At 34.0% G+C, this 25,029-nt stretch carries 29 protein-coding genes; 6 read left to right on the forward strand and 23 right to left on the reverse strand.

The window, feature by feature from the left end:
- Nucleotides 1-46: 46 nt before the first annotated feature.
- The 19 genes from ABEG11_RS13080 to ABEG11_RS13170 all read right to left on the reverse strand — a co-directional run bounded on the left by ABEG11_RS13080 (nt 47) and on the right by ABEG11_RS13170 (nt 17,360).
- Nucleotides 47-1,057 carry a sugar phosphate nucleotidyltransferase gene (locus ABEG11_RS13080; RefSeq protein WP_348824615.1) on the reverse strand — a complete coding sequence of 337 codons (1,011 nt, stop codon included), beginning with the start codon at nt 1,055-1,057 and terminating at the stop codon, nt 47-49.
- An 82-nt stretch (nt 1,058-1,139) separates the two neighbouring features.
- On the reverse strand, nt 1,140-1,574 hold the full coding sequence (gene dut / locus ABEG11_RS13085) for a dUTP diphosphatase (RefSeq protein ID WP_348824616.1): 435 nt from the start codon (nt 1,572-1,574) through the stop codon (nt 1,140-1,142).
- A gap of 122 nt (nt 1,575-1,696) precedes the next feature.
- Entirely contained in the window at nt 1,697-3,166 is a 1,470-nt protein-coding gene (locus ABEG11_RS13090; protein ID WP_348824701.1) for a lipopolysaccharide biosynthesis protein, read from the reverse strand.
- Between the two features lie 104 nt (nt 3,167-3,270).
- On the reverse strand, nt 3,271-3,675 hold the full coding sequence (locus tag ABEG11_RS13095; protein ID WP_348824702.1) for a GNAT family N-acetyltransferase: 405 nt from the start codon (nt 3,673-3,675) through the stop codon (nt 3,271-3,273).
- 724 nt (nt 3,676-4,399) lie between these two features.
- Nucleotides 4,400-5,260: an ATP synthase F1 subunit gamma gene (gene atpG / locus ABEG11_RS13100; RefSeq protein WP_348824617.1), complete on the reverse strand. Its 861-nt coding sequence runs from the start codon at nt 5,258-5,260 to the stop codon at nt 4,400-4,402.
- Nucleotides 5,261-5,349: 89 nt separating this feature from the next.
- On the reverse strand, nt 5,350-6,927 hold the full coding sequence (atpA, locus tag ABEG11_RS13105; RefSeq protein ID WP_348824618.1) for a F0F1 ATP synthase subunit alpha: 1,578 nt from the start codon (nt 6,925-6,927) through the stop codon (nt 5,350-5,352).
- Between the two features lie 37 nt (nt 6,928-6,964).
- Nucleotides 6,965-7,498 (reverse strand): ATP synthase F1 subunit delta, encoded by a 534-nt coding sequence (gene atpH / locus ABEG11_RS13110; protein WP_348824619.1) that lies wholly within the window; start codon nt 7,496-7,498, stop codon nt 6,965-6,967.
- A 2-nt stretch (nt 7,499-7,500) separates the two neighbouring features.
- On the reverse strand, nt 7,501-8,001 hold the full coding sequence (locus ABEG11_RS13115; RefSeq protein WP_348824620.1) for a F0F1 ATP synthase subunit B: 501 nt from the start codon (nt 7,999-8,001) through the stop codon (nt 7,501-7,503).
- Between the two features lie 83 nt (nt 8,002-8,084).
- Nucleotides 8,085-8,276 (reverse strand): ATP synthase F0 subunit C, encoded by a 192-nt coding sequence (gene atpE / locus ABEG11_RS13120; protein WP_077374818.1) that lies wholly within the window; start codon nt 8,274-8,276, stop codon nt 8,085-8,087.
- A 104-nt stretch (nt 8,277-8,380) separates the two neighbouring features.
- Nucleotides 8,381-9,520, reverse strand: a complete 1,140-nt coding sequence (gene atpB, locus ABEG11_RS13125; protein ID WP_348824621.1) for a F0F1 ATP synthase subunit A — start codon at nt 9,518-9,520, stop codon at nt 8,381-8,383.
- A gap of 120 nt (nt 9,521-9,640) precedes the next feature.
- Nucleotides 9,641-10,033 carry a DUF6168 family protein gene (locus tag ABEG11_RS13130; protein ID WP_348824622.1) on the reverse strand — a complete coding sequence of 131 codons (393 nt, stop codon included), beginning with the start codon at nt 10,031-10,033 and terminating at the stop codon, nt 9,641-9,643.
- 6 nt (nt 10,034-10,039) lie between these two features.
- Nucleotides 10,040-10,273 (reverse strand): AtpZ/AtpI family protein, encoded by a 234-nt coding sequence (locus ABEG11_RS13135; RefSeq protein WP_348824623.1) that lies wholly within the window; start codon nt 10,271-10,273, stop codon nt 10,040-10,042.
- A complete protein-coding gene (locus tag ABEG11_RS13140; RefSeq protein WP_348824624.1) occupies nt 10,263-10,643 on the reverse strand; it encodes a bactofilin family protein in 381 nt (126 codons plus the stop codon). The genes ABEG11_RS13135 and ABEG11_RS13140 overlap by 11 nt, the downstream gene beginning before the upstream one ends.
- Before the next feature lie 2 nt (nt 10,644-10,645).
- Nucleotides 10,646-13,297 carry a type IX secretion system periplasmic lipoprotein PorW/SprE gene (gene porW, locus ABEG11_RS13145; protein WP_348824625.1) on the reverse strand — a complete coding sequence of 884 codons (2,652 nt, stop codon included), beginning with the start codon at nt 13,295-13,297 and terminating at the stop codon, nt 10,646-10,648.
- Nucleotides 13,298-13,384: 87 nt separating this feature from the next.
- On the reverse strand, nt 13,385-14,080 hold the full coding sequence (locus ABEG11_RS13150; RefSeq protein WP_348824626.1) for an ABC transporter ATP-binding protein: 696 nt from the start codon (nt 14,078-14,080) through the stop codon (nt 13,385-13,387).
- 42 nt (nt 14,081-14,122) lie between these two features.
- Nucleotides 14,123-15,583 (reverse strand): DUF5687 family protein, encoded by a 1,461-nt coding sequence (locus tag ABEG11_RS13155; protein ID WP_348824627.1) that lies wholly within the window; start codon nt 15,581-15,583, stop codon nt 14,123-14,125.
- A 60-nt stretch (nt 15,584-15,643) separates the two neighbouring features.
- Complete coding sequence (locus ABEG11_RS13160) at nt 15,644-16,333, reverse strand: hypothetical protein (RefSeq protein ID WP_348824628.1); 690 nt, start codon at nt 16,331-16,333, stop codon at nt 15,644-15,646.
- A gap of 8 nt (nt 16,334-16,341) precedes the next feature.
- Nucleotides 16,342-17,013, reverse strand: a complete 672-nt coding sequence (locus ABEG11_RS13165) for a hypothetical protein (protein WP_348824629.1) — start codon at nt 17,011-17,013, stop codon at nt 16,342-16,344.
- Nucleotides 17,014-17,024: 11 nt separating this feature from the next.
- Nucleotides 17,025-17,360: a PadR family transcriptional regulator gene (locus ABEG11_RS13170; RefSeq protein ID WP_194642516.1), complete on the reverse strand. Its 336-nt coding sequence runs from the start codon at nt 17,358-17,360 to the stop codon at nt 17,025-17,027.
- A 130-nt stretch (nt 17,361-17,490) separates the two neighbouring features.
- Between ABEG11_RS13170 and ABEG11_RS13175 the strand changes: the two genes are divergently transcribed.
- Together ABEG11_RS13175 and ABEG11_RS13180 are read left to right on the forward strand one after the other, a co-directional pair.
- Nucleotides 17,491-18,543 (forward strand): 2Fe-2S iron-sulfur cluster-binding protein, encoded by a 1,053-nt coding sequence (locus ABEG11_RS13175; protein ID WP_348824630.1) that lies wholly within the window; start codon nt 17,491-17,493, stop codon nt 18,541-18,543.
- 74 nt (nt 18,544-18,617) lie between these two features.
- Nucleotides 18,618-18,926, forward strand: coding sequence for a hypothetical protein (locus tag ABEG11_RS13180; protein WP_348824631.1), 309 nt, complete (start codon nt 18,618-18,620; stop codon nt 18,924-18,926).
- Nucleotides 18,927-19,005: 79 nt separating this feature from the next.
- Here ABEG11_RS13180 and ABEG11_RS13185 read toward each other — a convergent pair whose 3' ends face one another.
- Entirely contained in the window at nt 19,006-20,019 is a 1,014-nt protein-coding gene (locus tag ABEG11_RS13185) for a glycosyltransferase family 9 protein (protein WP_348824632.1), read from the reverse strand.
- A 204-nt stretch (nt 20,020-20,223) separates the two neighbouring features.
- Nucleotides 20,224-20,829, reverse strand: coding sequence for a DUF4254 domain-containing protein (locus ABEG11_RS13190; RefSeq protein WP_348824633.1), 606 nt, complete (start codon nt 20,827-20,829; stop codon nt 20,224-20,226).
- A gap of 89 nt (nt 20,830-20,918) precedes the next feature.
- On the opposite strand from ABEG11_RS13190, the gene upp reads away from it, so the two are divergent.
- Entirely contained in the window at nt 20,919-21,572 is a 654-nt protein-coding gene (upp, locus tag ABEG11_RS13195; protein ID WP_348824634.1) for a uracil phosphoribosyltransferase, read from the forward strand.
- On the opposite strand, the gene ABEG11_RS13200 is transcribed toward upp, so the two are convergent.
- The gene (locus tag ABEG11_RS13200) at nt 21,567-22,496 is read right to left on the reverse strand and encodes a DUF6427 family protein (RefSeq protein WP_348824635.1); all 930 of its coding nucleotides are present in this window, start codon (nt 22,494-22,496) and stop codon (nt 21,567-21,569) included. The two genes, upp and ABEG11_RS13200, sit on opposite strands and share 6 nt — an antisense overlap.
- 145 nt (nt 22,497-22,641) lie before the next feature.
- Between ABEG11_RS13200 and ABEG11_RS13205 the strand changes: the two genes are divergently transcribed.
- Complete coding sequence (locus ABEG11_RS13205) at nt 22,642-22,878, forward strand: DUF6341 family protein (RefSeq protein WP_348824636.1); 237 nt, start codon at nt 22,642-22,644, stop codon at nt 22,876-22,878.
- A 72-nt stretch (nt 22,879-22,950) separates the two neighbouring features.
- On the opposite strand, the gene purD is transcribed toward ABEG11_RS13205, so the two are convergent.
- On the reverse strand, nt 22,951-24,225 hold the full coding sequence (purD, locus tag ABEG11_RS13210) for a phosphoribosylamine--glycine ligase (RefSeq protein ID WP_348824637.1): 1,275 nt from the start codon (nt 24,223-24,225) through the stop codon (nt 22,951-22,953).
- A 141-nt stretch (nt 24,226-24,366) separates the two neighbouring features.
- Here purD and ABEG11_RS13215 point away from each other — a divergent pair, with 141 nt between their 5' ends.
- Nucleotides 24,367-24,591, forward strand: a complete 225-nt coding sequence (locus ABEG11_RS13215; protein WP_348824638.1) for a DUF8507 family protein — start codon at nt 24,367-24,369, stop codon at nt 24,589-24,591.
- 6 nt (nt 24,592-24,597) lie between these two features.
- Nucleotides 24,598-25,005 carry a putative toxin-antitoxin system toxin component, PIN family gene (locus tag ABEG11_RS13220; protein ID WP_348824639.1) on the forward strand — a complete coding sequence of 136 codons (408 nt, stop codon included), beginning with the start codon at nt 24,598-24,600 and terminating at the stop codon, nt 25,003-25,005.
- Nucleotides 25,006-25,029 lie beyond the last annotated feature (24 nt).

A 25,029-nucleotide genomic window follows, 5' to 3' on the forward strand; every position in this document is an offset into this window, starting at 1 on the left:
AAAAACTTAAATAATGCTGCCTGCTGTTTTTTTATATTTAGTAAAATTATTCCAATACCGAATAATCTCCAATGCTTATGCTGGTAAATTTTCCGTCAAAACTAGCATGATTGCCAATCATTGCATTATCCAGATCTGCATTTTTTATATGCACATGGGTTTGCACTAAACTGTTTTGTATTGTACTGTTTTGTACATGGCATGCATTTCCTAATGATACATTTGGTCCTACAGTTGAGTTTATTAAAATTACATTTTCTCCAATATAGCATGGCGGAATTATTGTGGAATTTTCCAGCTTAACATTTTGGCTAACCAGATTAATTCCGTCACTGTGCAGGAATCCAAGCATTCTGGAGTTAGTCTCAACGGTAACATCCTTATTGCCGCAATCCATCCATTCGTCCACTTTTCCGGGAACAAATTTCATCCCTTTTGCCATCATCTGCTTAATACCATCATTAATCTGATATTCGCCTCCATGAATAATATTGTTATCAATCACTAATTGCAGTTCATTTTTCAATACCTCAATATCCTTAAAGTAATAGATTCCAATTACGGCCAAATCCGATACAAATTCTTTTGGTTTTTCGACCAGCTCTACAATTTCATTACTATCATTTAAATTGATAACTCCAAAAGCTTCCGGCTGATCTACTTGTTTAACCCAGATAACACTATCGGCAGTCGTATCCAGATCGAAATCGGCACGTATTAATGTATCAGCATAAGCAATAACGGCAGGTCCGCTTAATGAGTCTTTGGCACACATAATTGCATGACCCGTACCAAGTGCCTGATTTTGGTAATAAATAGTTCCCTTTGCTCCTAATTTATTTGCAATCGCTATCAATTCGTTCTCTACTTGCTTGCCAAAACTTTCATGAATTATAAAGGCTACTTCCTCAATTTCCTGGTTCAGGACTGCTGCTATATCTTCTACTAGCCTATGTACAATTGGCTTTCCTGCTACAGGAATCAATGGTTTTGGAATTGTTAATGTATGTGGGCGAAGCCGTGATCCACGTCCTGCCATTGGAACTATTATTTTCATATTTTTTTATTAAAAGATTGAATAATTAAATAATTGAAAAATTAGAAAAATCTTTCAATTATTTAATCGTTAAATTATTAAATTATTTCACTCCCGTACTCCCAAAACCGCCTTCACCTCTGGAAGTCTCGGACAATTCTTGAACTTCTATCCACTCTGCGCGTTCGTGTTTTGCTATAATAAGCTGTGCAATACGCTCTCCATTCTGAATAATAAAAGGATCATTTGATAAATTTACTAAAATTACTCCTATTTCTCCTCTATAATCGGCATCGATAGTTCCAGGTGCATTGAGAACGGTGATTCCGTTTTTAGCCGCCAGTCCGCTTCTTGGTCTCACCTGAGCTTCATAACCTATTGGCAATTCTATAAAAAGACCTGTTTTTACAATGGCTCTTTCTAAGGGCTGCAAAGTTATTGATTCGGTTAAGTTGGCGCGCAAATCCATTCCTGCCGAAGCGATGGTTTCGTAATTTGGCAGTGCATGCTGTGATTTGTTGATGATGTTGATTGTCATATTTTTAAAATAAAATGATTTGTATTACAGAATCCCTGGCTCTGATGGTCGAATTGCTCTCGCTATTACCTTTTTCATTTTCTCTAAAAAGGAAAGATACGGTGAACAGCAGGAAACAGCTTCTAATTTTTAACTGGTCTTTTTAAAATCCGCAAAAGTGTCTCTTTTTCATTATAATAAATAAAACCCATAAACATTGCCAAAAGCAAAATTCCTATATAATAGTTTTGATTGAATCCATAGAATGAAATGATTGAGAAACCAATTGAAAGGAACAGATAACCTCCTATTTTTTTCTTGTCGTAAGGAATTGGGTAATATTTATTTCCAAAATAATAAGAAATGAACATCATGCTCCCGTAGGCCGCAAGTGTTGCAATTGCTGAACCATAATAGCTGTATTTTGGTATCAATGCATAGTTGAGAACCAATGTTACTACAGCACCAGCTATCGAAATATAGGCACCCACATATGTCTTATCGATGAGTTTATACCAAACCGAAAGATTGGTGTAAATTCCAAGGAAAAAATTAGCCAATATAATCAGAGGAACTACTTTCATCGCCTCCCAATAAGAAGGGTTTGGAATCATAACTTGCTTTAAAAGATCGGCAAAGACAATTACAAACAATAAAATAAAAGAGCCAAAAATCACGAAGTATTTAGTAATTGTGGCATAGGTCTGCTGCGCATTTTCATTGGAAGCGTGGCTAAAAAAGAAAGGCTCAATCCCCAACGTATAAGCCGTGCGATACAAAACCATAAATAGTCCTAACTTGTAGCAGGCAGAATATACTCCGACTTGCTCTGCAGCGATATTAGCCGGCAATAATTTACCCAAAAGAATTTTATCAAACTGCTCGTTAATGGCAAAAGCAATTCCTGCAACCATTATGGGCAATCCATAACGCATCATCCGTTTCCAAAGGTCATAATCAAATTTCCATTTTATAGTAAAATAATCTGGAAAAAGCACCACAAAGGTTAGGAAGCTGGCTATAATATTGGCAAGAAAAATGTAGCCTATCTGAAAATTTTCGATATAAATGGAACTCAAGAAACTATCTGGCTGTGATACAAATACACTTGGCAAATACATAAGGAAAAACAAATTGAGGCAAAGATTTACTAAAACATTGCCTATCTTGATAGCTGCATAAAATATCGGCTTTTGATTAGCTCTTAATTTAGAAAATGGTACTATTACCAAGGCATCCAGCGCTAAAATCCAAATTGAATAAGTAATATATTGGGTATCAACACCAGACCAATGTGCTAAATAATTTCGAAATAATAACGCAATAAAAATGAAAATAATGGTAGACCAGAAAATTGAAATAATAGTAGTTTCGGCCACGCTTTCTTTGTTTTTTTCGGAATTATAAAACCTAAAGAAAGCGGTCTCCATTCCGTATGCCAATATAACGTTAAAAAAAATCATCCAAGCAAATATAATGGACACCTTTCCATACTCAGCCTGAGGCAATAATCCCGTATAAAGCGGCACTAACAAGAAGCTGAACATTCTTGGTATTACAGTAGCAAGTCCATAAATGGCCGTTTGTTTAAAAAGCTTTTTATATAATCCCAAAATGAATTCTCTGTTAATTATTATAAAAACAAAAATAACCATTCTTTGGTTATTTTTTGTGTTTTACTAAATGAATAAAGCTGAAAATGATAAAACAGCTGTTCTTAAGTCAATCCCTCTTCGTTTAACATTTTTACAAAATGAAAACCTCTTGGCTCAAATCCTTGATTGTAATAAAAACGATGGGCAGTAAAATTACCTGTGAAAGCATCCAAAACAATAGCATTACAGCCTTCGGCTTTGGCTTTAATATCAATATAATCGGTCATCATCTTTCCTATTCCTTTGGATCTGTAATCAGAATGAACAATAAAATTATCAATTTCTATATACTTCCCCGTCCAAAGTTTGACTGCTGTCCAAAAACCAGATAGTCCCACACAAACTTCACCATCAAAAACGGCCACCTGCTTATAATTATGAGGAACCATCTTCTGCAAATAGGATTCGTATTTTTCTAATGTAAGATTGGGATACAAGTGCTGCATCACGCTGATATGTGCCAGCATGCTAGGAACAGTTGTAAGTTCGATAATTTTCAATTAACCAGTTTTAAAAATGATGGTAAAAATAGTCAAAAAGTAACGATTCCGAAAACAAAGAAATTTTACTGAAAAATCACTAAAAGTGGGTATTGCAGAAACCAAAATAAAGACAGTAATTTGTCTTATAAAATCAGCAAAGATATTTAAATCTAGCGGGTTGCAAAAAAATTCAGGGGTTGATAAAGCTAATTGTCCCCTTAAAAAAACAAAGCACAGGGAAAGCTAAAAACCCTTTAAAAAAAGCTTAGGGACTATAAAGCTATTTGTTCCCATATAAAAAAAACAAAGCATAGGGAAAGCTAATACACCCTTTAAAAAAAGCTTAGGGACTATAAAGCTATTTGTTCCCATGTAAAAAAAACAAAGCACAGGGAAAGCTAATATCCCTTTAAAAAAAAGCTTAGGGACTTATAAAGCTATTTGTTCCCATATAAAAAAAACAAAGCACAGGGGAAAAGCTAATTACCTCTTAATAAAAGAGCTTAGGGGCTTATAAAGCTATTTGTTCCCATATAAAAAAAACAAAGCCAGAGGAAAAGCTAAAATAACCTCTTAAAAAAAGCACGGGGAAAGCTAAAGTTATCATTTATAACAGAGCAAGGGATTATAAAGCTATTGTTCCCATAAAAAACAAAGCATAAAAAAAGAGCCATTCAGGCTCTTTTTTCTTTTTTATATATTTCAGAAATTATCCTTTCAAAGCCTCGGCTCCACCAACAATCTCTAAGATTTCGTTTGTAATAGCTGCCTGACGCGCTTTATTGTAAGTCAACTTCAATTGATCTCTCAATTCGGTAGCATTATCAGTTGCTTTATGCATTGCTGTCATACGTGCTCCATGTTCAGATGCGAATGAATCACGAACAGCTTTGTATAATTGTGTTTTTAATGCCTTTGGTATCAATGTCATCACAATTTCTTCCTTAGCAGGTTCAAAAATATAATCCCCACCAGATACAGCTTTATCAGATTGAATAGGCGCCAGTGGCAAAAACTGCTCAACTTGAACTATTTGAGTTGCAGCATTTTTAAATTGATTATATACTAATTCAATTTTATCATAATCTCCCGAAAGAAATTTTTCTGTTATCGCTTTTGCAATAACTGCAACATTATCAAAAGTCAAATGATCAAAAATTGAGCTTTGATTATCAATTACCGTTGATGTTTTGGATAAAATATCGTTTCCTTTTTTACCAATAGCAAAAATATCTACTTGCTTACCAGCATAATATTCTGAACGGTTTTTCGCTTCTTTAATTACATTCGTATTAAAAGCACCACATAAACCTCTGTTAGAAGTTATAGCAACAATTAAAACTTTTTTTACTTCACGCTGTGTTGTAAATTCACCTCCAACATCACCATCAAGTGAAGCAGAAAGATTCTGTAATAATTCCGTTAATTTTTCGGCATAAGGGCGCATTGCGGTGATTGCATCTTGTGCTTTCTTTAGCTTTGCTGCAGAAACCATTTTCATTGCCGACGTAATCTGCATCGTAGATGAAATGGAAGTAATTCTATTACGGATTTCCTTTAAATTTGCCATTATTATTATAGTTGTTGGTTGTTAGTTGCTGGTTGATAGCTCTTTTTAGATATTACTAAAAACAATCAACCAGCAACCATCAACAAAAATTAGTTATATTTTGCTGAAATTTCTTTTGCAACAGTTTCAATTACATCTGTAATTTCATCTGTTAATTTTCCTGCTTTCAAAGCATCAAGAGTGGCTCTGTGCTTGTTGTTCAAGAATTCCAAGAAATCTTTCTCAAATTCTTTTACTTTATTCACAGGAACATTTCTCAATAAGTTTTTAGATCCAGCATAGATAATTGCAACTTGGTCTTCAACTGTAAAAGGATCATTCAAACCTTGTTTCAAGATTTCAACGTTTCTTTTTCCTTTTTCAATTACGTTCAAAGTAACTGCATCAAGATCAGAACCAAATTTAGCAAACGCTTCCAATTCACGGAATTGCGCTTGGTCTAATTTTAAAGTACCTGATACTTTTTTCATTGATTTAATCTGAGCATTACCTCCAACACGAGATACAGAAATACCAACGTTAATCGCTGGACGAACTCCAGAGTTAAACAAATCTCCATCCAAGAAAATCTGTCCGTCTGTAATTGAAATTACGTTAGTTGGGATATATGCAGATACGTCACCCGCTTGAGTTTCGATAATTGGCAATGCAGTTAATGATCCTCCTCCTTTAACAATTCCTTTTAAAGAATCTGGCAAATCATTCATGTTTTTAGCAATACTGTCATCAGCAATTACTTTACAAGCACGCTCTAATAAACGGGAGTGTAAGTAGAAAACGTCTCCAGGATAAGCTTCACGTCCTGGTGGTCTTCTTAACAAAAGAGATACCTCACGGTAAGCAACAGCCTGTTTAGATAAATCATCATAAACAATCAAAGCTGGACGGCCAGAATCTCTGAAATATTCTCCAATTGCTGCACCTGCGAAAGGAGCATAAACTTGCATTGGAGCAGGATCAGAAGCATTTGCTGCTACGATCACTGTATAAGCCATTGCTCCTTTTTCTTCTAATGTTTTTGCAATTCCTGCAACAGTAGAAGCTTTTTGACCAATTGCTACGTATATACAAAATACAGGCTTGCCTGCATCGTAAAATTCTTTTTGATTTAAGATGGTATCAATACAAACAGTAGATTTACCTGTCTGACGGTCACCAATAACAAGCTCACGCTGTCCACGGCCAACCGGGATCATAGCATCAACTGCTTTTACACCTGTTTGCAATGGTTCTGTTACCGGCTGACGGAAGATAACTCCAGGAGCTTTTCTTTCCAAAGGCATTTCGAATAATTCCCCGCCAATTGGTCCCTTGCCATCAATTGGCTGACCAAGAGTGTTTACTACACGACCTACCATTCCTTCTCCTGTTTTAAGAGAAGCAATACGTTGTGTTCTTTTTGCAGTTGATCCCTCTTTTATACCTGTTGAAGGTCCTAAAAGTACCACCCCAACATTATCATCTTCAAGATTCAAAACGATTGCTTCTAAACCGTTTTCGAATTCAACTAACTCTCCATATTGAACATTTGAAAGCCCATAAATAAGAGCAATACCATCTCCAACTTGAAGCACTGTACCCACTTCTTCTAGTGTAGCACCAGACTCAAAACCTTCTACTTGCTTTCTTAATATCGCTGAAATTTCAGCTGGTTTGATTTCCGCCATCTTAATTTATAATTTAGACACTTTATGTGTAATAAAACTAATTACTTAACTCTCTCTTTAAAATTTGTAATCTGTTGGCAACAGAAGCATTATACTGCTGATCGCCTATTCTTAATATAAATCCGCCCAAAATAGAAGGATCTACAATATTTTCAATTGTGATTTTCTTGTTAGAAAGTGTTGCTATTTTAGCTAAAACTTTAGCTTCAAGAACTGTGTCCATTGCAATGGCCGTAGTAACCTTTGCAACTTCAACATTATTCTGAATATCAAATAATTTACTATACTCTGAAGCAATAACGTCCAGGATTTCGAATCTTTTGTTTTCGAATAACAAATGAAGCAAACCTTTGGTTACATTATCAGCAGTAGCAAAAACTTCTAAAAGTGCTCTCTCTTTCACTTCCACTTTAATGGTTGGGTTTTGAATAAAAGTATTCAATTCCTCATTCCCTTTAATTGTAGAAGCAATAGATTTCATATCATTATTCACGACCTCAGATACTCCTTTTGAATTGGATAAATCTAAAATTGCTGTTGCATAACGAATTGCTGCTCTAGTACTTGCCATGATTAGTTCAATTTTACATCACCTAACAATTTCTCAACCAATTTAGTCTGAGCTTCTTTATTAGATAGTTCCTCTTTTAATAATTTTTCAGCAATGCTAAGGGATAGTGTAGAAACGTGTAATTTCAATTCAGCCATAGCTGCATTTTTCTCGCTTTCAATTGCAGCTTTAGCCTGCTCGATCATTTTCTGGCCTTGAGCCTGAGCTTCAGTTTTTGCATCATCAACCATTTTTTCTTTCATTTCACGAGCTTCTTTAAGCATGTTGTCACGCTCTAATCTAGCTTCTTGCAAAATACGCTGGTTGTCTGCTTGTAAATTCTGCATTTCTTTTCTAGCATTTTCTGCAGAAAGCAATGCGTTTTTAATTCCTTCTTCTCTATCGTTTACTGAATCAAGAATTGGTTTCCAAGCAAATTTTTTCAATAAAAGAATTAATCCAACAAATATTAATACTTGCCAGATAAATAAACCAAACGAGAAATCATTTATTAACTTATCCATTTTATATCTACTATTTAATTTTAATGTTTTAATTTAAAACAATAGTTGCAACCAACCGTTGCAACTATTGTCTTTAAGTTTAATTAAGCAGCGAATAACGCAGCGAAACCAATACCTTCAATAAGTGCAGCTGCAATAAGCATAGCTGTTTGGATTTTTCCAGAAGCTTCTGGCTGACGAGCGATAGCGTCCATTGCTGAACCACCGATTCTACCAATACCTAAACCTGCTCCGATTACAATTAATCCTGCTCCTACAATAGTTGGAATTTGCATAATATATATATTAAAAATTAAACATTCTTTTTAAAAGGCATTAGGCAAAAGCCATTAGCCATAAGTAAAAAACTATTGCCTTTTGGCAAATGGCTAATTACTAATTAATGGTGAGCTTCTTCGTGATGATGCTCTTCGTTACCTGCTCCAAAATAAAGCGCTGATAACATTGTAAAAATATATGCTTGTAAAAATGCTACTAATATCTCTAGAATAGAAAGTGCAAATGCCAATCCAAATGATAAAGAGCTTCCAATCCAGCTTTTGAAAATAAACATCAATCCAATAATACTCATCAATACTACGTGTCCTGCCAAAATGTTAGCATACAAACGAATCATTAATGAAAATGGTTTGATAATTGTTCCAAGCAATTCGATTGGTGCAAGAATAAATTTCATTGGAGTTGGTACACCTGGCATCCAGAAAATGTGTCCCCAATAATTTTTATTAGCTGTAAAAGTAGTAATCAAATAAGTTAATAAGGCTAATGAAGCTGTAATAGCAATATTACCTGTTACATTGAATCCTAGTGGAGTCAATCCTAAAATATTCAAGAAGAAAATAAAGAAAAATATAGTCAGTAAATAACTCATGTATTTTTTATAGTGCTTTTCACCAATGTTTGGAATAGCAATTTCGTCTCTAACATAAATTACTAAAGGCTCAAAGAAACGTCCGGCTCCAGAGGCAATTCCACCATTTTTAGCATACGATTTTGCCAAACCAGTAAACAATAAAAACATCAATAATGCTACAAATAGAATTCCAATTACACTTTTCGTAATTGATAAATCTAAAGGTCTTACATTTGTTGGATGACCATGCTCTTCGGTTAAAGTACCTTTAGCATCTGTCTTATAAATTTTTTCGTGGTGTAATTTGTAGAAATTTCCGTTATGCTCTGCTACATCTTCTGCTGGTCCGTGGTGAAATTCAGATGATGAAAACACTTGTAAGCCATTGTCCCAAAGAATAATTGGCAATGAAAAACCATAATGTTCTCCTGTTTCTTTATTTGCACTTATATTAAAATCGTGTGCGTCTAAAAGGTGGTGATTAATAAACTCTTTGATTTCAGATTTTACATCCGCTGGTTCTTCGTGAGCTGATTTTGCTCCTTCATGAGACTCAACATTTTGAACATGTGCAACAGCTGGTTCAGGGTTTGCAAAACTAATAAAAGGAAGACATATAACGAAAGTCGCTATAATAAATCTAAGTGCTTTGTTGGAAATCACCATATCTCTTAAATATCTTATTTTTTAACGATTCTAAAATTTGGCGCAAAGGTACATTTTTTATTAATACTCAAAAGCATAAAAAAGTATTTTTTTAAGAATTTGATCAACTTGGGATATCGATTATTGCTTTTCGTTCACTAACCGTATGGTAAAAAGTGTCTCAATTGTTAAAAAGACAATAAAGAGTATAAAAAAATTTATTCTTTCTGAGGGGTCACTGTCATTTGGCAATTGCAATAAGGGTCTTAAAATCAGATAACAAAAAACCATTTTTATGCTGGTCGCCACCAAAAAAGACATTCCAACATTATCAAAACTTTTTTCTTTTACTGTTAACAAAATTTTTAAAATAATGGCTGAAAAGAGGAAAAAAAACAAATAAAGCGTTTCTAGTGAATAATGAAAATGTTCTTGATTGATCTTAAAGGCATAAAAAACTGTTTTGTGAATCAGGAGCAAAAGGACTGCAATACTCAGCAAAGTTAAATAGGGTGACAACTTTTTAAAGCTCATTCTGTTTTATTGATTTTTATTGATTTCGTTTACCTGCCTTATTACGTTATAAAGTGCCAAAAAAACACCAGCCAATACCATTACTTTTACATAATATACTTTTGGGCTCGGGTGGTTTTGGTCCAGCCAGTCTCCTAAATAGGAAAATAAAAAAATTATTACCCCCATTTGTATGGGAATATTAATCAGCGCCAACCATTTATTGTAGTTGTTCTTTTTATTGGGATCATTATTCGGCACCTGACGCGGGTTTAGTTTTTGACAGCATTACACAGGTTGCATTAAAGACAGCACCTGGTTCTACTGATAGTTTGCCTATCTCCACTTCTCCAATTATTACAGCTGATTCCCTTATATTCAAAAGATCTTCTACCTTAATTTTACCTTCAAATTTACCCTCTATATCAAGAGTATTGCAAATGATATCTCCTTTGACACTTCCAGATGGCCCAATTACTAATTTTCCGCTGGATGTAAAGTTGCCTATGAGTTCACCATCCAATCTGAAATCAGCTGGTGAAATGATATCGCCATGTATGGTGGTACCTTCGACAATCCTATTAGTCTTACCTAAAAGTTCTGTATATGATTTTGGCTTTTTATCAAACATAATTATTGTTTTTTTAATGCAAGATATTCTTCGAAATTTTTCTTGATCTGAACTATTTTATAATTTTCACCAGAAATGATAATACCTGGCTGGCTGATTTTATATTTTGCATTTTCTGCAAAAAGAGCTGCAACAAATTGGGCATACGATTCTGAACGTATACCATTTATTGAAACAAAACTTTCTTTTTCTGAATAAGGATCACAGCTGTATTTCAGTTTTTCTACATTTTCATTTGCAAAAAATAGAGCCACTCTGCTTTCAATAGCAGCTTCTGCTTTAGTGTCATATCTGTCAATTTTAAAAACAACTTTCCAATTTCTGGAATCTGTACTGCTGAATTTCATCTGTTCCAAAAGCGGAATTTCGGTTTTAAGAATTTCGGCCGCTTCTTTTCCTTCTTTGGTATTAGAATAATTATCTGCGACATATTCTATTGCTTTTTTATAAGCTGTTAATCCGTAGAGCTTACCGATAGTGTTTGCTTTTAATAATTCAAATTTTGGAACAATAGCTTCACCAGTAAAATTGCTGATTAACCCATCTACCTGCTGCAGCACGTATGCAAAAGATTCTTGCTTGAATAATCGGTATAAATTATCATATTCTCCTTCTGGAGTGCCAGTCACAGCTCCATTCCCATCATTTGTATTTGTTATAATCTTCGCATATCGAGAATTAGGGTATTGGTCTATGATTTCTTGTTTTAATGCTTCAGCTTTTACAGGATTTGTAATTTCGTAAATTTTGAATAAATTATATTTTGCCGGAAGGATTAATTTTTCCTCAGGCTGATAAGATAATAATTGTTCTAATCTATTGGATGCCAGATTATATTCCTTGAATTTTTCTTTATAAATAACTCCCAGTTCATAATACACTGCATTTCTTTCTTTGATGATACTGTCAATTGCCTGTTTCGATTGTGGCAATTGTTTCAAGTAGTACCCAGTTGTATATTTTTCATTTACTTCTGCAGGTGCTGCCGGCTTGTCAACCGCCTTTTCTGCTGCAGCAGCTATTGTACCTGTCGCATTTGCTCCACCGGCTGTTCCTGATGAAAATCTCCAATAGGTATTCTGAGCCCTGTTACCCCATATTTTTCTAAACTCCAATCTGCCATAAGCCACCGTGTTGGGGTTGTAGAAATAAAATGTATTGCCAATTGGAGGTGCATTTATATTTGGAGTATCAGTTGGAGGACTAAGCGACTGCATACTTTGATTTGAAACAGCTGCATCGGGACTGCTCGTTCCTCCATTTATTAAAATATTGCTTTCTATCTTTTTTTGTTTCTCTTCCAGCAATTTTTTTAGCTCATCGCTATTTTTTAATTTTTGAATATGATTTTCATAATATACTATCTGCTGGGGTCCGCTTAAATTTGCAACATAAATAATACTGTCATTGCGCTTGGCGATTGTCTCATTGATAATAGCTTCATCCAGATTTTTTCTGATTTTTGAAATCTGAAGATATTCTCTGGTTTTAGGATCTAATAATTCTAAGGATTTATCATAATTCTTAGCTGCGCTGAGATACTCAGTATGCTTAAAATACAAATTTCCAATATTTCTATAATTTGAGGCGTTCAAATAAGCGTCTGCCGATTTTTTCTCTAAAGATGCATTATAAAAATCTAGTGCCTTGTCCTTTTCATTGTGATGGTCATAAAAAATTCCGATGCTATGATAAATCACATCCAGATAAGGCCTGTTTTCTCTGTCTTCCATAATCTTTTTGGATTTTTTGACAAACAGGTCGTAATCCTCATCCTTGTAATCTGATAATTGCGCTTTTTTTGCGTAGGCCTGGATTACGAATTTTCTCTCTGCCTTTCTATTCATATCGATAACCGTCTGATAGAAATAAATAGCGCTGTCTTTTAGACCCGCTTCTTCATACAGCTGACCTAGCAAAAAAGAATAACGTTCTCTCTCCTCATGAATTCTTGTAAATTGATTAGCTAGTTTCAGCTTTGCTACGGCACTGTCTTTTTCTTCTAAATTTAAAAAAGCACTGGCCAGGATTGCATTTGCATTTGCGAATTCCTGCTTGTTTAGCTTCTGTTTTTTAATCTCTTTTTTAATATACTCATTGTCTTTAATGAGTTTTGAAATATTTTTTATGGCGACCGCTTCATTTCCTAAACGGACATTAGTTTTTTCGCGCCAAATCTTTGCATCATAAATATTGCTGCTGTTGGGATATTTATATAGAATGTAATTGAAAGCATCCAGCGCAGGAATAAATCTTTGATCGTAATATCTCGATTTTCCAAGCAATAAATAGGCCTCATCAATCTGGAAATTTTTTTCATGCCCGCCAATATTCATAGAGTGTTTTTGAATAGCTTTGGTAGCTTTGGCCTCGGCCAGTTCAAAGTTGGCGTTTTTGGATTTTCCCTCTGCTGGCACATCATCTGTAATCTGCATTTTCTCGACTGGCAGCCGTTTCCAGAAATTTTCGGCAGTGTTGTCATTTATTTCTTTAAGACCTTTGTCCAGAGCAATCTGACCATTGTACAATATATTTAGTTTTGTACTGAGAGCATGAGAATTTCTAGCCAAAAAAGTATCTTTCTTGGTAGAACAGGCTATCAAGAAAGATATAAAAGTTAAGGCTAAAATGTATTTTGATGTATTGCTAGTCAAGGGAAAACGTTTAAGTCATTAAACTTTCTAAAAAATATTTTAGTATAATGACTTGTAAAAATACGTTTCTTTTTGAAATATATAAATTTAAACCGCAAAAAACAGTTCTAATTCCTGGAGAGTTTCTTTGGATGTAAGCATATCTTTGACCAATTCTCCTTTATTCAAAGCTACAATCCTGTCACAAACTTCGACAGTGTGCTGCAGATCATGGCTCGAAACCAGAATAGTTATATTTGGATTATCTGCTAATTCTTTGATGATTTTTTTCAATCGGTTTACAGTCGTTGGATCCAAATTTGCAAAAGGCTCATCCAGAATAATCACTTCTGGATTTCCTATCAGAGTGGCAATGATTCCAACCTTTTTTTGATTTCCTTTGGACAAATCACGCAGGTATTTTTTATTCTTAAGAATTTCACCATTAAAAAATTCTTCGTGCTGCTTTAATAGTGCATCAACATCTGCTTTGTTCTGTCCTCTCAAATCTCCGATAAAATAGAAATATTCCTCTGGAGTTAAATACCCAATCAGAAAACTCTCATCAAGAAAAGAAGCTGTAAAAGGTTTCCAGTCTTCGCTGGTATTCACCTGGATTCCGTTGTTCAAAATACTTCCTGATGATGGCTGAATCAGGTCCAATAACAGACTGAAAAAAGTGGTTTTTCCTGCTCCGTTATTGCCTACTAGCCCAAGGCTCTGCCCTTTTGGAATTTCTAATGACTCTATGTTTAAAACTGTAGTCTGGTTATATTTTTTGGTAAGGTTATTAACTTGTATCATTTTTTATAAGTTTAACTGTTCATTTGATTAAAAGAATAGATTTTAAGCCTTTTGTTTATAGGCTTCAATGGTTTTGTATTTCTCTTTTTTATAAATTTTTTCAATCATTGTAAAAACGGTATTTCTAAATAAAAAGCCCAATACACCAGCCAGTGCTACTAAAGCCAAGCCAAATTTAGGGCTCATTAAATAAGACCCTAGCCAGTATAAAAGTACCGGTAAAAATAATTTTGGCAACGAAAGCAGCATCGTATTTACATTAAATGATTTTTTGTCGCCAAAAGCTCCTTTTGACATTGACAGATCAATAGGAGTTTTGGTGAAAGCGCCACCCAGCAATACCAAATGTGAATTCACTCCAATATTATAAATGGCTCCCGCTACAATAGTCAAGTATATTTTCCAGCCAAAATACAAGTAGAATGAAGCCAGAATTGTCGAAATGACGGTTGCAATAACAACCAGCCACCATTTTGAATTCAGATAACCGCGATAGGGGATATTCTGCGTCATCATCAATTGATAATATGAACTGTCCCAGCTTGGTACAAACTGCCCAAAGGTGAATAAAAATCCTCCCGAAACAAATATTCCTGCAAAAATATGCATCACTTCGGGCTGCGTAGGATTATTAAAAAATATCAGTCCATAAAACAAAAATAATATACTTGCTCCTACTGTAGTTTTGGAACGCTTATTTCTTTTAATTAATTTAATGTCGTTTTTAAGGAATGTACCTAAAGTTCCAAATTGATTTAACCAAGTCAGGTTTTCGGTTTTTGCAATATCATTTTTGACAGATAAACCAGTATCCAGATACAAATCTCCTTTCAGATAATTAAAAGTCCAATAATACAATCCCGTCAAAACTAAGACTGGCACTATAAAAAGCCATTTGGTCTGGAACAAAGCATCAAAAAAAGGAAGTGTATAATTCGTAATATCAAATAGTTTATAATATTGGGAACCTGCCAGAACAACAATAACAGCAAGAAAAATTCCCAGCAGATTATCTTTATTATTTAATAAAATGTTTAAAAAATTATTGCAGTAAACCAACGAGAACAACGCAGTTCCCCAAAGAATAACGCTTATTGGATCATAGCCTTCATATAGCAAAACAGCACAAAAAGGAACAAAGAAAAATGCATGCGTTACATTAAAAAATGACAAAGCTGTTTTTCCCAAAGAAAAATGTACAATAGTTGGTCTCTTGAAAGTCATTGTTAACAGCGGCCGGATGTTCATTACTGGAATCGCTTGAAGCATAAGGCGCACAATCAAATCAATTACAAAATAATAGATCAAGAACTTGTTTACTGTCATTAATGGATCTAGTTTCATTTCCTTAAGAATATAAAACGCCCCGACTCCCATTGCCAGAAAAACCAATGTAAAATACAGGACAATAAATCCAATTAAAATTTTCATGGCCAAACTCGAAGCGAAAGAAGCCGATCTGGTAAAAGACTTCCATTCAAGATAAATAAATTTTGCAATCATGGTTTATTATTTTGGTTTGATAAATAAGTCTTTTATAGTAGGAAAATGTTACTCTTTTTTTCAACTATATTCAGGATATAATTTTGACAAATCTGCAGCAGCTCTCTTAGGAACAATCATCAGCTGAATAAAAACAAGCAGTCCCACCAAAACAAAAGCAATTTCACTAACTAATAAAGTCCATTGAGAAGGTTCCAAATTATTTTGAAAAAAATTAAAAAAATTAAAAATCGCTGAGGGTAATAAAAAAAGTAAAATACTGTCTCTGTTGAGCATAATATCTTCAAAAAACCATTTTAACCTTGTCTTCTTTACTTTCCTTTTAAAATCATTTCGCCTTTTTAAAGTATAAATTAAACCAATCAATGAAAAAGAAAATACAATTGCTGGAAAAAAATCTGGACTAGCAATCAGCAGATTTATAGTATGTATTCCATAAACCAGAGCGATAGTCAATATAATTTTGGGCAAGCCAAAAAATTCCCTATAATAACTCCAGATGAGCCGGCTGTATTTTTTGTTCAAAAATTTTTGTCTTTCTTCGACTACATCCATAAACCCAAAAACACCAAATTTCTGGAATTCTTTACTCAGGATTTCTTCAAAACTGCGATTAGGGTTTTGTTCCCATTCCTGTTCAATAGCATTTGCCAGATGATCCACTAATTCCGATTGCAAATCATACCATTCTACATAATGCTGGCGGGTGAAAGTAAATAATTGATCTATTTGCTGGGCTGATAATTTCATAACTTAAATTATGTAAGTTGGTATTGCTTTTTTGTTACCGAAACAACTTTATCTGTTAAATGTTTACCAGTAATTATAAGCAATAGTCCTATTACCCATAAAAAACCAAAAGGAAGCAGATACAAATGATTTTCTTGAAGGTTTTCTTTGAAATTGTTGGCAAACATCAAAGCGAATTGAGCAATAATTATAGAACTGTTATTCATTACTATAGCCATATCAACCGATAAAAAACGTTTCCCTTTTATTTTTCGGGAGCGATACCATTTAAACAATAAAATTGCAGAAGCTCCAAGCAAAATCCCAAATAAAACATTGATGTACAATGAAATATCGTCAAAATAAAATGAAATTCGATAGATCAAAACAGTTAACAAAAAACTCATCATGATTTTAGGAAATTTTAAATATTCGGCAACCATCTGCCATTGCTGTTTTTTATATTTTCTCCTTAAAATAGATGAACGCTCTTCTTGTAAAACCTCAAAATAGTTTCTGCCAAAACGCTGTTCCGCTTTGTATTTTACCTGATGAAAAGTAAGTTCTTCGTCTTCCAGCCAAATTTCTTCCATAATAGAAATAAAATGATCTGTCAGTTCCACTTGGAGTTCATACCATTTTATGCCAAATGACTGAATGTAATTTGAAACATATTCTATTTGCTCTGCTGTTAATTTCATTTTCATAAAAATTAGAATTCAAGTTTTGGATTCACCAAACTCTGCATGTTTCGAATAAAATCTTCGAGTTCCGAAAGCCTGTTTACGGTTTCCTTTTCGCCTGATTCAGTGAGTTTATAATATTTACGCAATCTATTATCCACCTTTTCAATTTCAACATCGAGCAATCCTTCTGACTCCAGCTTATGCAAAGCCGGATACAAAGCACCTTCGGTAATATTGAGTTCGCCTTGAGTAATTGCTTTTACTTTCTGGGTAATTTCATAACCGTACATCTTACCGTTCTCTTCGAGCAGTTTCATAATTATGGTATTCAGGCTGCCCTTATATAATTGTGAATTTTTCATTTCCATTTTCAGTTTTGTAATACAAATATACATAAGAAACTTATACATAACTAAACTATGTATATAAATTTCAAAATGAATCATTTTTAGAAAACGTTATCGTTTACTATCTTTGCAAAAAAACAATCTCATGCCAAATTTTCTAAAATTAATTGTAAAAGAAGTAAAACGCGAAACCAAAGATGCTGTTTCGATACTTTTTAATGTACCCGAAGAATTAAAATCTAACTATACTTTCATAGCCGGTCAATACATTAATTTACGATTGACATTAGACAATACCGAAATCCGCCGTGCCTACTCTATTTGCTCGGCTCCAGAAAGCGGTGAATTGCGAATTGCTGTTAAAGCAGTAAAAGATGGTCTTTTTTCACAATTTGCAAATACAAAATTAAAAGCCGGCGATGTTCTTGAAGTAGGAAAACCTGAAGGAAAATTTACTTTTGAACCCGAAAGTGACCGCCAGAAAAGCTATATCGCTTTTGCAGCAGGAAGCGGAATTACTCCTATTTTATCCATCATAAAATCTGTTTTGAAAAGTGAGCCGAAAAGTTCCTTTACATTAGTATATGGAAACAAATCTCCCGAAGAAACTATTTTTCATCAGGAACTGCATGATCTGCAGCTGCAGTATGTTGGCCGTCTGTTTGTGGATTATGTGTACAGCAGAGTTAATGCCGAAAATGCATTGTTTGGACGAATTGATAAAGCAGCTGTAAATTATACATTGAATACAAAGCATGCTACAATGGAATTTGACAAATTTTATTTGTGCGGCCCAGAAGACATGATCAATACAGTTTCGGGTATTCTGAAAGAAAAAAACGTAAAAGAATCGGCTATAAAATTTGAGCTTTTCACTTCTTCTTCTCAAGAACAGACTATCACTCAATCCTTGAGCGGTCATTCTAAAATTACAGTTTTGGTTGATGATGAAGAAACAAGTTTTGAAATGTCTCAGAAGCAGAGCATTCTTGATGCTGCCCTAAAACAGGGAATAGACGCTCCTTATTCCTGCCAAGGCGGTATCTGTAGCAGCTGTCTCGCCCGAGTAACAGAAGGCGCTGCCGAAATGAAGAAAAACTCAATTCTTACTGAAAAAGAAATTGCTGAAGGTTTAATCCTCACTTGTCAGGCACATCCGACTACGGCTACGATAAAAGTAGATTATGATGATGTATAATTAAAAAAACAATCATTAAAATTCCAAATATCAATGATTGAAATTGATTTTTGAAATTGAAATTGTCATTGACTATGAAATCAACGCGAGAACTTTTTAAAGGCAAAGAATATCTTTTGGACGAACCCGAAGTGGCAAAACTATTGGAGTATTGTGAAGAACTGCAGGATGAAATCGTTGAATTCAAATTTGCAAAAAGCAATAACAAAGAACTGACAATGCTCGATATGCTCAAAGAAGTTATCAAAGGATGTAACGCTGTCGAAAAAGAACAAATGGAACATGAACGTTTTGGTTATGACGCACCCGATTATCATGAGGTTATTACAGGTTTAAAAAGATATATTTTAAATCGCTGTCGGGATGAGAAAATTTATCTGTAATAAAATCCCAAATTAAAAATCCCAAATTCCAATTTAAATCAGTTGGAATTTGGGATTTCTTTATTGATATTTTCTAATTTTATTCTAAAATTTTCTCCTGAACGCTATTAACAACCCTCTCTACAGGGATTGTCCTCATAGCATCTTCATAACCTTCAATAATTTTATTCCCGTAAACGGAAGTCGGTAGTTTCGGAAACAAATTTCTGTCCGAAACCAAAGCATTTTCCAGAGGCTGATTGAAAGGCGAAAAACCGGCATACGGATGTGTTGCACCCCAAAGCGTAATCACCTTCACTCCCAGCATAGCCGCAATGTGTGCATTTCCGGAATCCATAGAAAGCATTACATCAAGATTGCTGATGAGCTGTAACTCTTGAGAAAACTTAATTTTTCCAGCCATGTTGATAACATTCTCTTTGCCGGAACTCAGCTGGTTTAAAATCTCGATTTCTTTTTTTCCTCCGCCAAAAAGCAGGATTTTTTGAGCCTTATTTTCTGCTAACTGATTGATGACTTCCTGCATTAAATCTTGAGGATATACTTTGGAATGGTATTGTGCAAAAGGAGCGATTCCGATCAGTTTTTGATTATTTTCTCCAATTATTCCGATCACTTCTTGGTCCAAAATTGCTTTTTTAGGAAACACCGGATTCGATAAATCTACAGGAAATCCAAGTTCTTCAAAGACTTTGGCGTGTCTTTCAAACATCGTTGTGAGTGGTTTGAAAATTTTGTTTTCGACACGGGTAAGGGCTTTTTTCTCTTCACGGCCTTTGTCAACTGAAGCTGTTTTTTTTCCGCTCAAGGCAAAAAGCGTCCGAACTACTTTGGAACGCAGAACATTATGCAGATCGGCAAAAGCATCAATTTCCAAAGCTTTCAAATCTTGGAATAAACGTAATAATCCTTTGAATCCTTTATGCCTTTGTTTATCATCAAAAGCAAAAAAAGAAAGATTTGGAATTCCGTCAAAAAAAGGTTTGAAAAAAGGCCTCGAAATTACCGTAATTTTTATTCCCGGATACTGATTTGCAAAAGCGCGCAAAACAGGAACAGTCATCGCAGCATCACCCATTGCTGAGAGTCTCATGATGGCTATATGTTGAATATTTTTTGACAAATTAATCATGTTTATTTTAGATTTTATAGCCCAGATTGAAATGGAAATCCCGGAGCAAAAAAAGTAAAGTTTCCTGTTCTAAAAAAGCGACCAGCGGAAGCTCTTTTTAGAACAATGGAAACTATACTTTTTTTGTGAGGAATTGTAATGGAAATCTGGAATTAGCTCCTAAAACTATTTCTTATTTTGATACAAAACAGGGTTCAATTCGTCGTCATTGTACATTTTCATCTGTTTGTACACTTTCATGAATTTATCACCGTTTTCGATATCGGTCAATAATTCTTCAATTGCAGTTGACAAGTCGCTTCTTTGTTCCAAAAGGATATTCAGTTTCGCCTGGCATTTATCTCTATGATCTTGTGAAGCTTCGGCACGAGTGGCTTCTTCATTCATGTGATAAATTTTTAGCGCCAAAATTGACAAACGGTCAAAAGCCCAAGCAGGACTTTCGGAGTTGATTTTTGCATCATTCTTAACCACAACGTGGCTGTATTTTTGAAGAAAATAGCTGTCAATATATTCTACCATATCGGTACGTTCCTGATTGGAAGCATCAATTTTTCTCTTTAATATCAAAGCGGCTACCGGATCAATATTTGGATCACGAATAATGTCTTCATAGTGCCATTGAACGGTGTCAATCCAATTTTTTAGGTACAATAAATGCTCGAATTTATCTTTTGGAAAAGGATTGTTTATAGGCTGATCTACATTATCAAATACATGATAATCTTTTATACTTTGCTCAAATACTGAATAAGCTAATTTTGAAAACATATCTTTATGATTTTAGAAAGACAAAGATACTTTTTATACTTTTGATACTATAAAAAAACGACACAAATTAAATTCCTAACAGCAAATACATGGAAATTCATTATTTATCGGAGAAAAATAGTGTGCTGAATCATTTTTTAAGCCAAATCCGTAATGTCGATATTCAAAAAGACAGTATGCGGTTCCGCAGAAACATTGAGCGTATCGGCGAAATTATGGCTTACGAAATGAGTCGGTCTTTTCAATACAAAGATGTCGAAACTACGACCCCGCTAGGCATTAAAAAAACTGCAGAAATTGCAGATCAATTGGTTGTATGTTCTATCCTGAGAGCTGGATTGGCTTTACACCAAGGTTTTTTAAACTATTTTGACAATGCTGAAAATGGATTTATTTCGGCCTACAGGCATCATCCCAATAATGATGCTTTTTTTGAAATTCATTTAGATTATCAGGCAATTGCCGACTTTAACGGAAAAAATATTTTGCTGGTAGATCCAATGCTTGCAACCGGACAATCTATCGCTGCCGTTTTTAATAAACTAATCGAACGGGGAACTCCCAAAGAAATCCATATTGCTGTAATTATTGCTGCTCCGGAAGGTGTTGCTTATCTAAAACAAAACTTACCAGATGCATGTCATCTTTGGATCGCTTCACTCGATGAAAAACTTAATGATAAAAGCTATATTATTCCCGGACTGGGTGATGCCGGCGATCTTGCTTATGGAACTAAATTATAACTGGGAGAAAAATGCAAATAAACTGCATGCCAAAAGTACAAATAACACAATTTCTTCTTTCAGTTTAGGCTGCGATATTTCGATATGAGATGTTGACAGAATCGCCAATGGTGCGAAAGTAAAAACCAGTGTTTCATTGCTTTTATTGGCAGATAAAACAAAAACTAAAATTCCGATAAAGAATGATGCGATTACTTTTTTATAAGATGAAAGCAGTACCAAAGGTCTGCTTGATAAGGTAGAAAATGTCGAAATTATAAAAAACAATGCCACAGTGATATATATAGAAAAAGAGGCATTTTGATAATTATTGGTAAAATAATCAAGACTTAAATCTATTCGGCTGCTTTCCTGCAAAAATTTAATACTATGAATGTCAAAAATTAATGAGCAGGCAATAAACAAAATCGATACGGCAAAAAGAGCAATAAATGGAATAACCCAATTTCTATAATCTCTGGAAACATGAAATATAACCGATATAAATACCAAAAGGATATATAAAATACTCCAAAACTGAAATAAAGCCGCAATAAAAATCCACAATGAAGCATCAAAAAGCTTCTCTTTTGATTCCTTCAGCGTCTGCAGAGAAACAAGTCTCCGGATAGCTAAGAGAACAAAAAAATTGGACAGAATTAAATTGGGATTATTGAATAAATCAGGAAAAAAAATCAGGTATAAAAAAGCAAAAAAAGCCGTGTAAGTACTGTCCCTGCTCAGTCCGTTCTTTTTGGATATAAAACTGGCAAGAAAAACGGTTGCAAATAAAATCAGAAATAAACCGGTTTTTTGAAGAATAAGAATAACAGAATTAGTCCAAGTTACATCTTGGATTTGATATAGAAAAAAGAAAACCAGCATTAAAATAACAACCAAAGAAAAATTAAATGGTGTAGATTTTTTAAAAACACTTGTTATCATAAGGATATTTTATACTTTTGTGACTGTAAATATAATACTTGTTTAAAAAGGAATCAGGCAAGATTAAAAAAGATTCTAACGAATTCTCTTTTTTGACATTCAAAATTCCAAAAAATAAAATAATAAAAAATTAAAGAGATACATTATGACATCATTTTTTGAAGGGATACAATACTTATTTGTAAACATTCTATTCGCTCCTTTAGACTTTTTGCGTTCATTAGAACTTAAAACTTGGTTTGGTGCCAATACTATCAACTGGATCTTTATGATTATCTGTGCAGTTGCTATCGTTTATTGGACTAAACAATTAAAATTACACAAAGAAAGCGGAGAAGATTTTCAGGATACAACAGCTCATTCTTTTTTGGGCGAGGAATAAATATCCATCCAAATAAAATTTAAAACACGAATTGAACTTTATTATTTTGTTCAATTCGTGTTTTTTTTGTCTTTAGATTAAATCGAATCCAATATCTTTTCTAAAATACTTTTTATCAAAATCCAGCTGCTCAACATTTTTATATGATTTACTCAGAGCTTCCTGAAAGTTATTTCCATATGAAGTAATCGCCATTACTCGACCTCCATTTGTCACCACATTTCCATTGTCCAATTTTGTTCCGGCATGAAAAACGATAGAATCTGTAACTTTTTCAAGACCGGTAATTACTTTTCCTTTTTCAAAATCTTCAGGATAACCGCCAGAAACCATCATAACCGTAGTGGCACTTCTTTCGTCGATCTCAAGATTAAACTCGTTCAGTTTTTCATTGGCCACAGCCAAAAACAATTCTACTAAATCTGATTTCAATCTTGGAACAACCACTTCTGTTTCTGGATCACCCATTCTCACGTTGTACTCAATAACAATCGGTTCGTTATTAACATTAATCAGTCCAATGAATACAAATCCTTTATATGCAATTCCATCTTTCTGGAAACCTTCGATAGTTGGTTTTACAATACGGGTTTCAATTTTTTCCATCAACACTGCATCCACATAAGGAACCGGAGAAACCGCACCCATTCCGCCTGTATTCAATCCTGTATCGCCTTCGCCAATTCGTTTGTAATCTTTGGCAGTTGGCAGAATTTTATAGCTTTTTCCGTCTGTCAAAACAAAACAGCTCAATTCAATTCCGTCAAGAAATTCTTCGATTACTACTTTGGCACTTGCTGCGCCAAATTTTTGACCAACAAGCATATTCCTTAATTCTGACTGCGCTTCCGCTAAATCCTGAATGATTAAAACACCTTTTCCTGCTGCTAAACCATCAGCTTTCAATACATAAGGAGGCTGTAATGTTTCTAGAAATTTACATCCTTTTTCGACAGTTTCTGCGGTGAAGCTATCATAGGCCGCCGTTGGAATTTTATGTTTCATCAAAAATTCTTTAGCAAACTCTTTACTTCCTTCTAATGTTGCGCCAATTTTTGAAGGTCCTATTACCGGAATATTTTTTAAATCCTGATCGTTTAGGAAAAAATCATAAATCCCTTTTACCAACGGATCTTCCGGCCCAACAACTACCATTTCTATATTTTCTTTGATAACCAATGCTTTTATAGCTTCGAAATCAGTGGCGCTGATATCAACATTTTTTGCAATCTGAGCAGTACCTGCATTTCCCGGTGCTACAAAAAGGGTGTCACAAAGCGGACTTTGAATCATTTTCCACGCAAAAGCATGTTCTCTTCCTCCTGATCCTAATAATAAAATATTCATGGTGATGTTATTTAGTTGCATTTCTGCCTTTTGACAGACGGTGCAAAAATAGTTTGTTTTGCCGTGAAATAATAATTTTTTTAATTACTTTTGAGTATATAATTTGGTTTTATTAAAGTACCTTAACTTTATCTTTAAAGTATGCAATCTGTTTTAAAACAACCTTTTACGAATGTTCAATTGGAACTTTTAAAGGTCTTCTCTCATGAACTGCCAGAAAGTGATTTAATCGCTCTTAAGAAGACTATTGCTTTATTTTTTGCAGAACGTCTTATTATTCAAGCTGATAAAACTTGGGATGAACAAAACTGGAATGATGAATTATTAGATAAAACTTTGCATACCAAGATGCGAAAATCAAAATAAGTTCTCTTGAAAAAAATAGTTTTAGATACAAATATTTTGCTGGTTTCAATATCTACTAAATCAAAACTGCATTGGATTTTTAAAAATTTGCTGGAAGGAAATTACATTTTATGTTTGACAACTGATATTTTAACCGAATATGCTGAAATAATTGAGTTGCAAATGGGGAGTTTAGCAAGTGAAAGCGCATTAGGAGTTTTAGAAAATTTACCAAATGTTGAATTTATTACCAATTACTACAAATTCAATTTATTAAAAGATCCTGACGATAATAAATTCGTTGATTGTGCTATTTCATCAAATGCTGATTTTATTGTAACTCATGATTCTGATTTTAATATCTTGAAAAAAATTGAATTCCCAAAAGTGACAATAATAAACACTTCAGAATTACAATCCTTTATAATTCAATAAGATATATCTTAAAACTTCTACTCA

It is taken from the genome of Flavobacterium aestuarii, assembly GCF_040049115.1.
GTDB lineage: Bacteria > Bacteroidota > Bacteroidia > Flavobacteriales > Flavobacteriaceae > Flavobacterium > Flavobacterium aestuarii.